Here is a 12,911-nt window from a genome sequence, read left to right as displayed (position 1 = left end):
GGCGGGGGAACGCATGCGGCACAAGCTGAAGTCGATGAGCCTCTACGAACGTGCGGAACACGAGCTCGTCGGAATCCTCCGTATGCCGGAGTCCGCCGTCAGCCCGGTGACGGCCATCGCCCGACGCGTGGTGTGGGCGCTGCTGGCGCTGTCGGCGGCCGTCCTGATCGTCTACTTGGACCGTGATGGCTACCGCGACTCCAACGGGGACGGCATCTCACTCCTTGACGCGGTGTACTACGCGACGGTGTCGCTCTCGACCACGGGATACGGTGACATCACGCCGGTCAGCCAGTCAGCGCGGCTGATCAACATCTTGGTGATCACCCCGCTGCGCATCCTCTTCCTCATCGTCCTGGTCGGCACCACGCTCGCGGTGCTGACCGAACGGTCCCGTCAGGTTTTCAAGATCCAAAGGTGGAGGTCGAAGGTGCGCGATCACGTGGTCGTCATCGGCTACGGCACCAAGGGCCGTTCCGCGGTCAGTGCCGTGCTGTCCGACGGGATCGACCCGAGTCGGATCGTGGTGGTCGACACCGACCAGGCCATGCTCGACGCGGCGTCGCTGCTGGGGCTGGTCACCGTGCACGGCTCGGGCACCCGCTCCGACGTGCTGCGCGTGGCGGGGGTGCCGCGGGCCAAGTCTGTTGTCGTCGCCGCCAACCGCGACGACTCGGCCGTGCTGATCACCTTGACCGCCCGCGAGATGGCGCCCAACGCGCAGATCGTCGCCGCGGTGCGTGAGACGGAGAACGTCCACCTCGTGCGCCAGTCCGGCGCCAACCAGGTCGTCGTCTCCAGCGAGACCGCGGGCCGCCTGCTGGGCATGGCCACGCACACGCCGACCGTGGTCGACATGGTCGAGGACCTCATCACCCCCGACGCGGGCCTGGCCATTTCCGAGCGGGAGGTCGAGGACAGCGAGGTCGGTGGCTCACCCCGGCACCTGCCCGACATCGTCCTGGGCATCGTCCGCGCCGGAAAGCTCTTCCGGGTCGACTCCTCCGAGGCCGACGCCATCGAATCCGGCGACCGAATCCTCTACATCCGCAAAGTAACTCCCGCAGACGACTAGCGGCCAGGCGGTTCTGACAACCCGGCCCCCACGGACCGCACCCAAGGGGACCGTGACGACCCACAAACACGGTCACCCACCCATCAGCATCATTCCCTGTCAGGCGGCCCCAAGATAAAGTTCCGGGGAGGCGGACTAGTCACGCCCCGGACCACACCCAAGGGGACCGTGACGAATCACAACCACGGTCACCCACCAATCCGCACCATCACCTGGCAGGTGACCCCAACATAAATTCCGGGGAGGCGGACGAGTGCGGTTGCCGCCTGAACTTAGAGTGCCCGCCGCCCAGGCGGGTGGGTCGGCGCTGTTCAGCATTCTCGTGGCGATTCTCATCTCGCTGACCGGCGCACTTGGCCTCTGGTCGAACTCCGAGGAGCGCGTGGAGGTCGACGCCAAGGTCGCTCAGGCCGTCGGCTGCGCCAAGGCCGACCGACCCGAAGAGGTCACCTACCAGCGCGACGGCCGCGAGGAGCGGATCAAGCTCGACGCGTGCGGCCACGAGGTCGGTGAGCTCGTCCGAATCGCCCTGGGCGGGGAGACCGCCAGCCTCGCCCACGCCCGGACCTCCGCGACCACCGACGCCCGACCGTTCGGTGTCGTCCTGTGTGTGTTCGCGGGGATCGCGGGCGCGGGCTTCGCCGAGCTGTACCGGCGGACGGCGGGCGAGCCGCTCAGGAAACGTGCTGTGGGTCCATGACCCACGTGTTGCACTGGTAGGTCCGGTTCTCCTTGAACCCCTGCTCCATCCACGCCCCGTTGTGTTGCGGTGTCCCGTGGTCGCGGATGCGTCCCTCCCAGTCGCCGCGTTGGTAGGCGTCGGCGATGGCGTCACCGATGATCGGGTTGGTCATCGACCCGCCACCGTGCTGCGCGCCCGCGAACCACATCCCCGCGAAGCAGGACGCCTCGAGTTCGAGCCTGCGGGACTGCTCAAGTCCGGCCGGGGTCTGGTCGCCCGCTTCATACCGCGCCTCGAAGTAGGTCTCGAGGATCCCGGTGAGGTGCTGCACGTGGTGGCCGAACTCGTGCGCGAGGATGCCGAGGTAGGCGCCGGTCTTGTTCCCGTACCGCTCGGTCTGCAACCCCACGAAGGGCATATAGAGCGTGTTGTCCTTGTAGCAGTAGAACGCCGGCGCCTGCCCCTTCGTCACCGAACCGCACGGGGTAGTCCAGGACGTGCCCGCCGGGGACTTGATCGCGGGCCGCCGGTACGGCAGGCCCGCGCGCGCCATCGCGGGCTGCCACGCCTGCTCCATGCAGGGCAGGGCGGCGTTGAGGTATGCCTCCGCGGCCGCCGGTTCGCTGCGCCACGCGGGCAGGCTGCAGGTGGCCGCGTTGACTCCGTTGGTGGTGCTGAAGATCGGGTTGTCGCCGAGGCGGTAGACCGGCTGCGGTTCGGCGGGCGTGGTCTTCGTCGGCGTGGTGGTCGTGGTGGTCGTGCGGCCCGTCCTCGACGTCGTCTCCGTGGTCCTGGTCGTCGTCGTGGTGGTGGTCTGGCGCGCGGTCGTGCTGCCGTACGTCGACGTCGAGTAGGTCGTGGTCGGCGAGGAGTAGCCGACGTCGTCGGTCGAGTTGCGCCGGTTCTTCTGCAGGAAGCCGAATGTGCCCGCGGCCGCGACCAGCACGGCGACCAGGGTGATCGCGACGATCGGCCCGGTGTTGGACTTCTTCGGCATCGGCGCGTACATCGGCCGCCACGGCGGCGCTCCGCCCATCGGCGGCCCGAACTGCCCGCCCGGCGGCGGCCCGTACGGCGGTCCGGACATCGGTGGCCCGTAAGCGGGTCCGCCCATCGGCGGGCCACTCATCGGCGGTCCGTACGGTGGCCTGCCGGGTTGGGGCTGTCCGGGGTGGCCGAACTGCCGCGTTCCCATCGGCGGCGGGTCCGCGGGCCTGTTCCCGAATGGAGGGTGCCCAGGCGGGGGGAGCGGCCGCGCGAACGGCGGCGGCGCGACCGGCATCGGTGGCGGGTAGGGCCCTTGTGGACGCCACGGCCCCCCAGGCGGCTGAGTCATTGTTCCCCCGTCGTAGATTTCGCCAGACGGTGCCTGAGCATATGGGCGCTCGGCTATCGTTCGCTGGCGTGTTCACGAATTGGGGGGTAGCCACCGCGATTGTGGTGGCCGGGGTCTCGTTGTCCGCAGCTCAGCCGTCGTTTCCGTCGCCACCGCCGGACGCGCCCACGATCGACTTCCCGGTGCCGAAGCCAGGTGCGACGCCGGGGCCGACCAAGTCGGGCGTGCCGTCGATCGACCCGCGGCCGCCGACCGAGAGCAGGCCGGGGCGACCGGAGGGCCAGGGCGTCCCGACCACGCTGCCGCGCAGCGTCAACATCCAGCTCAAGGTCGAGCGCGACGGCAGGCTGACGGTGATCGAGCAGGTCATCGTCCAGGCGAAGAACACGATGACCCGGGTCGCGCCGCTGCGCATCGGCGACCGCGTCTTCGCTGTGCGCGACGCTACGGTGGACGGCAACGGCACCGCCGAGGCGACCGCCGATGCCTTCACCATCAAACTCGGCGAAGGCGCGTCCACCGTCAAGTACACAGTGGACGGTGCGGTGGCCGACTTCGGCGACCACGTGCAGGTCCGGTGGCAGGTGGCAGGAGGGTGGGACACCAAACTCATCTTCCTGCGCGCGTCCCTGCTCACCCCCAAGCCGGGCAACGACTTCGTGTGCCTCGCGGGCCAGTCGGGCACCGAGGACCCGTGTGACTCGGCGCTGATCGACTCCAGCGGGGTCCTGCGGGTCGTGCAGTCCGATCTCGACTCCGGCGCCCGGGTCGACCTGAGCGCCACCCTGCCCGCCGGGCTGGTGCCCGCCAACGCGCGGTTCGAGAACGTGAAGACCGGCGCGTTCGCGCTGACCCCCATCAGCGGCGCCGCCCTGGGGCTGCTGGCATTGCTGCTGCTCGGCGGCTTCGGCGCGCTGTGGGTGGCGCGGGGGCGCGACACCAAGGCCGCCGCGGCCGACGTCGAGCCGGTCGAGGTCCTCGTCACCGAGGGCGGCCGGGTCGTGTTCGCCTCACCGGACGGCGTGCTGCCTGGCCAAGCGGGCACGGTCATCGACGAGGTCGTCGACGCCCGCGACCTGACCGCCACGGTGATCGACCTCGCCGTGCGCAACTATTTGTGGATCACCGAGTCCGGCGAGGACTGGCAGGTGGTCCGCCGCAATCCCGCCGACGACGCGCTGACCGACTACGAGCGCGCGGTCTACCGGGCGCTGCTCCCGGACGGCACGGAGTCGATCACCGTCTCCACACTGCGGTCCACCCCGCCGAACACCGCCGACGCCCGCTCCGCCGTCCACGCCGACTCGGTGGCGCGCGGCTGGCTCAGCCGCACGCCCGCCAAGCTCCAGTTCGCCGGAGCGGTGCTCGCGGTCGTCGGCGTCGCCGCGACCGTCGTTCTCACCCTGACCGTCGGGCATGCTCTCGCCGGTGTCGCGCTGGTGATCGGCGGCCTCGCCCTCGCCGTCGGCGCGCGGTTCCTCCCCGCGCGAACCAAGCGCGGCGCGCTGCTCGTCCAGCAGGTGCGCGGGGTCCACGGGTACTTGCGATCGGTGCCGCCCGAGTCAGTGCCCGCCGCTGACCGCGAACTGGTTTTTTCCCGTTCACTGCCCTACGCGGTCGCCCTGGAGGAGGCCGAGCAGTGGCTGAGCCGGTTCGCCGCCCTCGATGTCGCCGCGGACGGCACGCCGGGCTTCTATTGGTACGGGACCCAGGACGACGCCTACGACCAGGCCCGATTCGCGGAGCGTTTCCACGCCTTGATCGACAGCGTGGACGGGGTCTTCGGCAAGCGCTGATTATCGACGCTGATCACGATCGTGTTACCCCCGTCTGAGCAGCGAAAACTCAGACGGGGTGGGCTGGTGATCGGATATCCACGCGGGGTACCGTTCGCGCACTTTCGATCGTCGACCATTCACTCGATTGGTCATCTTCAGGGGAGGCACGTTGCTTACTACCGTGACTCGTGTCGTCCTCGCGGCAGCGGTAGGCCTCACCATGGCTGTCACCGCTTCCCCCGCGATGGCGCAAGAGCAGCCGGCACCACCGGTAGCCGAAGAGCCGACCGAGGTGGAGGCACCTCGGCCGCTCATCTCGGCCGTGGCCAACTGCGCCGAGAAGGTGGCGAGCCTGGATGTCTACGTCATCGACAGTCGCGAAGATCCGTACTCGATCACGCTGCAGGGTGTCGGGCTCAACTACAACCGGAACCAGCCGACGACCTACCTGCCCGCGAAAGACCAGCACCACACCACCTTCGAGAATCTGGCTCCCGGCCAGTACACGGTGCGCGCGGGCGGCCACCAGCCGTCTGACGACGTCGATGTGATGGTCAAGGAGTGCGCGGAGGCCGATCCCGCGAAGGGCGAGCTGAGCATCGAGGTCGAGTGCAAGGCGGGCTGGGGCATCGTGACCTTCGTGATCACCAATCCCGCCAGCGGCAAGACTGTCCAGTACACGTTGAGCACGAGCGAACATCCCGGGGCGAAGTACGAGACGCTCACCCTTCCGGATGGCATGTTCCTGCGGATCACGGAGAATGGGTTCGAGGACGGCGAGTACTTCGCCACGCTCTCGGGCCCCAGTCTCAAGGACCCGATCACCAAGGAATTCACCATCGCCTGCGCGGCGGAGAACGCGCCCAAACTCAGCGCCTACGCGAACTGTGACGGCAAGGACGACATCAACTCGCCCGCGCCGCTCTACGTCGACGTGACGAACCCCAACCGCGCGACTGTCGACTACACGATCAACGCCGGCGGCTCCGAGCGAGTTCTCAAGGTCGGCGGCGGGGCGAACGGGTTCGTCGAGATGGACACGCTGCCCGCGGGCGAGCACCGCGTCACGGTCTCCGGTTCGGATGGCACCGTGACGAAGACCGAGGTCGCGGTGGATGACTGCTCGGGCGTCAAGGTGGATGAGGACGGCCTGCAGGTCCAGACCCGGTGCGTCGACGGCAAGTCCGACGTGACGTTCCGGTTCTTCGACATCGGCGGGGACTACCCGGTCAAGCGCTCGTTCGGTGTCGACGGCACTGACCTCTTCGACTCGACGATCGAGTTCGAGGGCGAGGGCCCATACCTGTGGTCCCGCCACACGGGCGAACTCGCGGACGGCGAGTACACCGCGAGGCTCGTCGGCGCCGGGCTGAACACGGTGGAGAAGTTCACCGTGAAGTGCGCCGACCAGCCCACCACCACGACCGTGCCGTCGACCACCGGCCCGGCGCCGAGCACGACGCCCGCCCCGCAGGCGGGCACCGCCCCGGCGGTCGACGACACCCTGCCGGTGACCGGCGCGGCAGTCGGCACAATGGTCGCCTTGGGCCTCGCGGCACTGGGTCTCGGCGGCTTCCTGGTGATCACCGCGCGCCGCAAGCGCTCGGCCAAGTAGGACGTCACTCGGGCGGGCCCGCGACGGCCCGCCCGAGTTGTCCACAGGCGAACACCGGACGGTTCACGACCCCACCCCGCTCCCGTAGGCTCGTCTGGTGACCGTTTCCGAGCTGCACAGGTACACCCTGTCCAACGGGCTGCGCGTGGTGCTCGCCCCAGACTCGACCTCGCCCGTCGTCGGCGTGAGTGTGCATTACGACGTGGGTTTCCGGTCCGAGCCCGAGGGGCGGACGGGGTTCGCCCACCTCTTCGAGCACCTGATGTTCCAGGGCAGCGAGAGCCTCGAGAAGCTCGCCCACTTCCGGCACATCCAGTCCTCCGGCGGCACGTTCAACGGGTCCACCCACCCGGACTACACCGACTACTTCGAGATCCTGCCGTCGGCGGCGCTGGAGCGGGCGCTGTTCCTCGAAGCCGACCGGATGCGCGCGCCGAAGCTGACCGAGGAGAACCTCCGCAACCAGATCGACGTGGTGAAGGAGGAGATCCGGCTCAACGTGCTCAACCGGCCATACGGCGGGTTCCCGTGGATCCTGCTGCCGCCGGTGCTGTTCCAGACCTTCCCCAACGCGCACAACGGTTACGGCGGGTTCGAGGACCTCGAGCAGGCCACCGTCGCCGACTGCGCCGCCTTCTTCGACACGTACTACGCGCCGTCGAACGCCGTCCTCACGGTGGCGGGCGACTTCACCGTCGAGGGCGCCCAGGAGCTGATCGAGAAGCACTTCGGCGACGTCCCCGCGCGTCCCCGACCGGAGCGGCCGTCGTTCGCCGAGCCGCCGCCCGCGGGTGAGATCCGCTCCGACCACGAGGACCGGCTGGCCCCGCTGCCCGCGGTCGCGCTGGGCTACCGCATCCCGGACCCGATCGACGAACTCGACGCCTACATCAACTACCTCGTCCTCGCCGGTGTGCTTGCCGACGGCGACGGCTCGCGCCTGCAGCAGCGCCTGGTCTACGGCGACCAACTGGTCACCGACGTCGGCGCGGGCTGCGGCCTGTTCGGCCCGTTCGAGGCCCGCGACCCGGACACCTTCACGATCACCGCGATGTACTCGCCGGAGGTCGACGTCGACACCATCCTCACGGCCATCGATGAGGAGATCGACAAGCTCGCCAGCACCCCGCCGACCGCCGAAGAGCTGGCCAAGGTGACCGCCCGTTGGGCCGCCACGCTGCACAAGGAGCACGACCGCCTGGTCAGCCGCACCCTCGCCCTGGGCGCGTTCGAACTGCTCTACGGCGACCCGGCCCTGGTGTACTCGCTGCCCGAGCGCATCTCCGCCATCACCCCAGACGCGGTATCCGCCGCGGCCAAGTCCCTGCGCGCGGACTCCCGCGCCGTGCTGACGATCTCGCCCGCCCCTGGAGCCGCGGAGTGAGGTCCCAGCACATCGCATCCGTGGGCACCCGCGCGTTGTCGTCCTCCGTATCCGAGTCCACATCCCAGCGGGCGCGCCAGTCCGCCGTCACCGTCTTCGCAGGAGGAGTCCAGTGAGCCGCAGCGCCGACGAGATCGGGCGTACCGAGCGGGGCCCGCGTCCCCTGCCGCCCCTGGGCGAGCAGCGGGCGGCCACCGGTCTGTCCTCAGTGGACAAGGTGCTCGACAACGGGCTGCGGGTCATCGCCGTCCACCAGCCGACCGTGCCGATGATCGAGCTCCGGCTCCGTGTCCCGTTCGCGGGCGCCGACCCGATGCACGCCGCCCGGGCCGAGGTCTTGGCCGCCACCATCCTCACCGGCACCGACAAGCGGGACCGGATCGCCTTCGACACCGACCTCGCGCTCGTCGGCGGCGAACTGTCCGCCGTCGTCGACCCCGAGTTGCTGTCCATCGGCGGCAACGCCCTCGCCTCCGGGTTCGACACCCTCCTCGACGTCTTGGCCGACGCGCTCACCGGTGCGACGTACCCGGATGACGAGGTCGAAGGCGAGCGCGGCAGGCTCATCGAGCGCATCACGGTCGCGCGTTCGCAGCCGAGCGTGATCGCCCGCCAGGCGCTGCAGAAGCACCGCTACGGCGACCACCCGTTCACCCGGGAGATGCCCGAAGCCGGCGACGTCGCCGTCGTCGAGGCCGCCGACGTGCGCGCCCTGCACACGGCGTGTGTCCTGCCGCGCGGCTCGGTCCTCGTGCTGGTCGGCGACGTCGAGCCTGCCCGTGCCATCGCCGCTGTCGCCGGCGCGCTGGGGGGCTGGCAGTCGGACAAGTCCGCGTCGGTGCTGCCGCCGCTGCCGGAGGTCACCCCGCAGGACCTCCTGCTCGTCGACCGGCCGGGTGCCGTGCAGTCCCAGTTCCGCCTCTCGGCGCAGGCGATCAGCCGCACCGACCCGCGCTACCCGGCGCTGCAGCTGGCGAACCTCGCCTTCGGCGGTTTCTTCTCCTCCCGGCTGGTGGAGAACATCCGCGAGGACAAGGGCTACACCTACGGCGCCCGCTCGTCCCTGGAGTTCACCCCGGACGGCGCGACCCTGCTGGTCGACACCGACACCGCGAGCGCGGTCACCGCGGGCGCGCTGCTGGAGATCCGCTACGAACTCGGCCGGATGGCCATGGTGCCGCCCACCGAGTCCGAAGTGGACATCGTGCGGCAGTACGCGGTCGGCTCCCTGCTCACCTCGACGTCCTCGCAGGGCGGCCTGGCCTCCCAGATCGCCGCGCTGGCCATCCTCGGTCTCGGCGTCGACTGGCTGACCCAGCACCCCGACCGGCTCAAGGCCGTCACCGTGGAGCAGGTCGCCGAGGCGGCACTGGAGTTCTTCGCCCCCACCCGCTTCACCGGCGTCATCGTCGGCGACGCCGCCAAGCTCAGCGCCCTCCAAGCGCTGGGCGGGGTAACCCTGCAATGACAGCGGACACCAGGACCGGCGAGCCCTTCCGGCTCGCCGGTCCGCCCGCGCTCTCCCGCACAACAACCGTGCGCGACGAGATCGTGCGCAAAGACCCAGCCCGCCTCGACGACCTGTGGCGCCGCGGCAAGGTTCTGCTCCTGGACCGCACCGGCCGAACCCCAGTCACCGACGACGCCACCGCCCTGGCCCTGCGCGACGCCTCGACCATCCAGGCCGAACGCCCCGAGGAAGCTTCCCTCCTCGGCGAACAGGGCGAGGTCGCCTACTGGTCCGTCCCGGCCGCCGAACCCATGCGCCCAGACCCGATCGTCCCCCCGAACGCCTGGGGCCTATGGCCCGGCGCGGTGTCGGAGACAGGCGAGCAGTGGCACGACCTCCGAGGCATTGGCGCCCTCCTCAACGACACCGACGCGGGCCTGCTCACCGCCGCCGTAGCCCTGGCCAACTGGCACGCCCGCTCCCGCTACTGCGCCAAGTGCGCCCACCCGGTAGCCCGCACCTGCGCCGGCTGGGCGACCAAGTGCACCGGCTGTGACCGCGAGGAATACCCCCGCACCGACCCGGCGGTCATAGTCCTCATCCACGACGACGAAGACGAGTACGTCCTCCTCGCCCGTCAACCGATCTGGCCCCCGGATCGATATTCGGTCCTTGCCGGCTTCGTCGAGGCAGGCGAATCCCTGGAAGCCTGCGTCGAACGCGAGATGGAAGAAGAAGTCGGCGCAAAGGTCAGCGACATCCGCTACCTGGGCAGCCAGCCGTGGCCCTTCCCCCGCTCCATCATGATTGCCTTCGCCGCCCAAGCCGACCGGACCGCTGACGTCCACCTCGCCGAAGGCGAGATCGAAGACGCCCGCTGGTTCACCCGAGCCGAAATCCGCACCGCGTTCGAAGGCGGGGGAGAGGGCGTGGGCCTCATCCTCCCGGGCCCGACCTCCATCGCCCACCACATGCTCCGCGCCTGGGTGGGGAAGTAGTCGCTTGAAGGCAGGCGCAGCTGTTGATCCGGTAACGGATACTCAGGAGTCCTGATTAACGCCCTCTGTGGCCATCGCAGGGTCGATGGTCCGGCCTGGCCAACCGGCGACGAGGACGGTCGCGAACGAGCAACACAGCACTGCCTGATAGACGAGGGACACTGGTGTGCTGCCCGCGATGTACGTCGCCTGCTCGAGCCCGGACGACCACCACCCGGCGAGTGCCCCCAGCGCGAACACGTGCCAAGCCAGGAATGTCGTGCTGAAGGCGAGCAGGACCGTGCCTGGCCCCGCTCGCCGACGGGCGCGCAGCGCGGCGACCACCAACGCGGCGGCGTTGGCAGGCAGGGCCAGCAGGGACACGGCACCCAGACCCGCGGCGGCGATCCTGGTCGGATCGCCCGGCGGTCCGCCGAACAACAGCAGGCTCGCGCAGGCCTGCACGGACACGGCGCCGAGCCCCACCCAGGTTGGCCACGGGGTGCGGATCTCGTTCATCGTGCTTTCCTCTCGACGTGCTGTGGGCCCCGATACCTTCCACCGCACGCGCTGCGCCCGATGGGGCCTCCGCCCCAAACGGGCCGGACCTAGTCCGTCATGCCGATGTGGCCCCGCGCCCAGGAAGGGCTCGGGGCCACATCGGTCGGTCAGACCAGAGACTCCTCCTCAACCACCGGCCCAGCGAACTGAGCCTGATACAACGCCGCATAAGCCCCACCCGCGGCCAGCAGTCCATGATGGCTGCCCTGTTCCACGATCCGCCCGTCCTCCATCACCAGAATCAGGTCCGCGTCCCGAATCGTCGACAGCCGGTGCGCGATGACAAACGACGTCCGGTCCGACCGAAGAGCCGCCATCGCCTGCTGCACCAACAACTCCGTCCGAGTGTCCACAGAGGACGTCGCTTCGTCCAGGATCAGCAGGGCCGGGTTCGACAGGAACGCCCGAGCGATCGTGATCAGCTGCTTCTCGCCCGCGCTGACATTCGACCCCTCCTCATCGATCACCGTGTCGTACCCGTCGGGCAGCGAGTGCACGAACCGGTCGACAAAGGTCGCCCGGGCCGCCGCCAGGATCTCCTCCTCCGAAGCCGACGGGCGACCGTAGGCGATGTTGTCCCGGATGGTGCCGTGGAACAGCCAGGTGTCCTGCAACACCATCCCGACCTGCCCCCGCAACGAACGCCGAGGCATCGACGCGATATCGACGCCGTCGAGGGTGACGTGGCCTGAGTCGAGGTCGTAGAACCGCATGATCAGGTTGACCAGCGTGGTCTTGCCCGCCCCGGTCGGTCCGACGATCGCCACGGTCTGACCCGGTTCGGCCACCAGCGACAGGTCGTCGATCAGCGGCTTCGCCGGCTCGTAGCGGAAGCTCACGCGCGAGAACTCCACCCGGCCGCGTGACACCGAGGCAGCCGAGCCCGGCGAGTCGGCGGGTTCCTCCAAAGCGTCGAGCAGTTCGAAGACGCGTTCCGCGGAGGCGACACCGGACTGCAGGAGGTTCACCATGGACGCCACCTGGGTCAGCGGCTGGGTGAACTGCCGCGAGTACTGGATGAACGCCTGCACGTCACCGAGACTCATCGTCCCCGACGCCACGCGCAGGCCGCCGACGACCGCGATCACCACGTAGGTCAGGTTCCCGAGGAACATCATCGTCGGCATGATCAGCCCGCTGGCGAACTGCGCGCCGAAGCCCGCCTTGAACAGTTCCTCGTTCTGGTCGGCGAACTGCCGCTCGACCTCACGCCGCCTGCCGAAGACCTTCGTCAGGGCGTGCCCGGTGAAGGCCTCCTCGACGTGGGCGTTGAGCTTGCCGGTGGCCCGCCACTGCGCGATGAACTGCTTCTGCGAGCGCTTCATGATCGCCCCGGTCACCGCGATGGTGAGCGGGATGGTGACGATCGCGATCAGGGCCAGCGCCGGGCTGATCCAGAACATCATGGCGAGCACGCCGACGACGGTCAGCAGCGAGGTGAGCAGTTGGCTCATTGTCTGCTGCAGCACCTGGGAGACGTTGTCGATGTCGTTGGTGACCCGGCTCAGCAGCTCACCCCGTGGCTGTTTGTCGAAGTAGGACAACGGAAGCCGGTGGATCTTGTCCTCGACTTCGGCGCGCATCCGAAGCATGGTCCGCTGGACGACGCCGTTGAGCAGCAGTCCCTGGGTCAGGCCGAGCACCGCCGAACCGACGTAGAGAACCAGCACCACCGTCAGCACGGTCCCGACCGCGCCGAAGTCCACGCCCTGGCCGGGCAGGACGTTCATCGACGACAACATGTCGGCGACCCGGTCGTCGCCCGCCGCGCGCAGGCGCTCGACGGCTTCCTCCTTCGAGACACCAGCCGGTAGCTGCTTGCCGAACAGCCCCTCGAAGATCAGGTCCGTCGCCGTGCCGAGGAGCTTCGGGGCGATGGACATCAGCGCCACGCTGGCCACGGCGAGCGCCAGCACCGCGAGCACCTTCACGCGTTCCGGTGTCAGCCGGGCGAATAGCCGCTTCGCCGACGGGCCGAACGTCATCGACTTCTGCCCGACCATGCTCGACCCGAACGGGCCACCGCGTCCCGGCCCGCCCATGCCCTGGACGC

The 12,911-nt window shown here is 69.3% G+C and carries 10 protein-coding genes; 7 read left to right on the top strand and 3 right to left on the bottom strand.

Annotation, left to right across the window (positions count from 1 at the left end):
* The first annotated feature begins 13 nt into the window (after nucleotides 1-13).
* Nucleotides 14-1,075, top strand: a complete 1,062-nt coding sequence (locus ACUZ2Y_RS14550; RefSeq protein WP_476331823.1) for a potassium channel family protein — start codon at nucleotides 14-16, stop codon at nucleotides 1,073-1,075.
* Nucleotides 1,076-1,334: 259 nt separating this feature from the next.
* The gene (locus ACUZ2Y_RS14545) at nucleotides 1,335-1,775 is read left to right on the top strand and encodes a hypothetical protein (protein ID WP_476331196.1); all 441 of its coding nucleotides are present in this window, start codon (nucleotides 1,335-1,337) and stop codon (nucleotides 1,773-1,775) included.
* On the opposite strand, the gene ACUZ2Y_RS14540 is transcribed toward ACUZ2Y_RS14545, so the two are convergent.
* Nucleotides 1,750-2,844, bottom strand: coding sequence for a neutral zinc metallopeptidase (locus tag ACUZ2Y_RS14540; protein ID WP_476331193.1), 1,095 nt, complete (start codon nucleotides 2,842-2,844; stop codon nucleotides 1,750-1,752). The two genes, ACUZ2Y_RS14545 and ACUZ2Y_RS14540, sit on opposite strands and share 26 nt — an antisense overlap.
* A 317-nt stretch (nucleotides 2,845-3,161) precedes the next feature.
* Between ACUZ2Y_RS14540 and ACUZ2Y_RS14535 the strand changes: the two genes are divergently transcribed.
* The 5 genes from ACUZ2Y_RS14535 to nudC all read left to right on the top strand — a co-directional run bounded on the left by ACUZ2Y_RS14535 (nucleotide 3,162) and on the right by nudC (nucleotide 10,318).
* Nucleotides 3,162-4,889 carry a DUF2207 family protein gene (locus ACUZ2Y_RS14535; RefSeq protein WP_476331190.1) on the top strand — a complete coding sequence of 576 codons (1,728 nt, stop codon included), beginning with the start codon at nucleotides 3,162-3,164 and terminating at the stop codon, nucleotides 4,887-4,889.
* Nucleotides 4,890-5,052: 163 nt separating this feature from the next.
* Nucleotides 5,053-6,486 (top strand): LPXTG cell wall anchor domain-containing protein, encoded by a 1,434-nt coding sequence (locus tag ACUZ2Y_RS14530; protein WP_476331187.1) that lies wholly within the window; start codon nucleotides 5,053-5,055, stop codon nucleotides 6,484-6,486.
* A 97-nt stretch (nucleotides 6,487-6,583) separates the two neighbouring features.
* Complete coding sequence (locus tag ACUZ2Y_RS14525; RefSeq protein ID WP_476331184.1) at nucleotides 6,584-7,870, top strand: M16 family metallopeptidase; 1,287 nt, start codon at nucleotides 6,584-6,586, stop codon at nucleotides 7,868-7,870.
* A 112-nt stretch (nucleotides 7,871-7,982) separates the two neighbouring features.
* Nucleotides 7,983-9,338, top strand: coding sequence for a M16 family metallopeptidase (locus ACUZ2Y_RS14520; protein WP_476331181.1), 1,356 nt, complete (start codon nucleotides 7,983-7,985; stop codon nucleotides 9,336-9,338).
* On the top strand, nucleotides 9,335-10,318 hold the full coding sequence (gene nudC, locus ACUZ2Y_RS14515; protein ID WP_476331178.1) for an NAD(+) diphosphatase: 984 nt from the start codon (nucleotides 9,335-9,337) through the stop codon (nucleotides 10,316-10,318). The genes ACUZ2Y_RS14520 and nudC overlap by 4 nt, the downstream gene beginning before the upstream one ends.
* A 42-nt stretch (nucleotides 10,319-10,360) precedes the next feature.
* Here nudC and ACUZ2Y_RS14510 read toward each other — a convergent pair whose 3' ends face one another.
* Both ACUZ2Y_RS14510 and ACUZ2Y_RS14505 read right to left on the bottom strand, forming a co-directional pair.
* A complete protein-coding gene (locus ACUZ2Y_RS14510; protein WP_476331175.1) occupies nucleotides 10,361-10,816 on the bottom strand; it encodes a hypothetical protein in 456 nt (151 codons plus the stop codon).
* A gap of 149 nt (nucleotides 10,817-10,965) precedes the next feature.
* Entirely contained in the window at nucleotides 10,966-12,900 is a 1,935-nt protein-coding gene (locus ACUZ2Y_RS14505; protein ID WP_476331820.1) for an ABC transporter ATP-binding protein, read from the bottom strand.
* Between the last annotated feature and the right edge of the window lie 11 nt (nucleotides 12,901-12,911).

It is taken from the genome of Actinokineospora sp. UV203 (assembly GCF_056323665.1).
The sequence above is the reverse complement of the archived record's forward strand: the minus strand, read 5'-3'. Positions and strand labels throughout refer to the sequence as shown.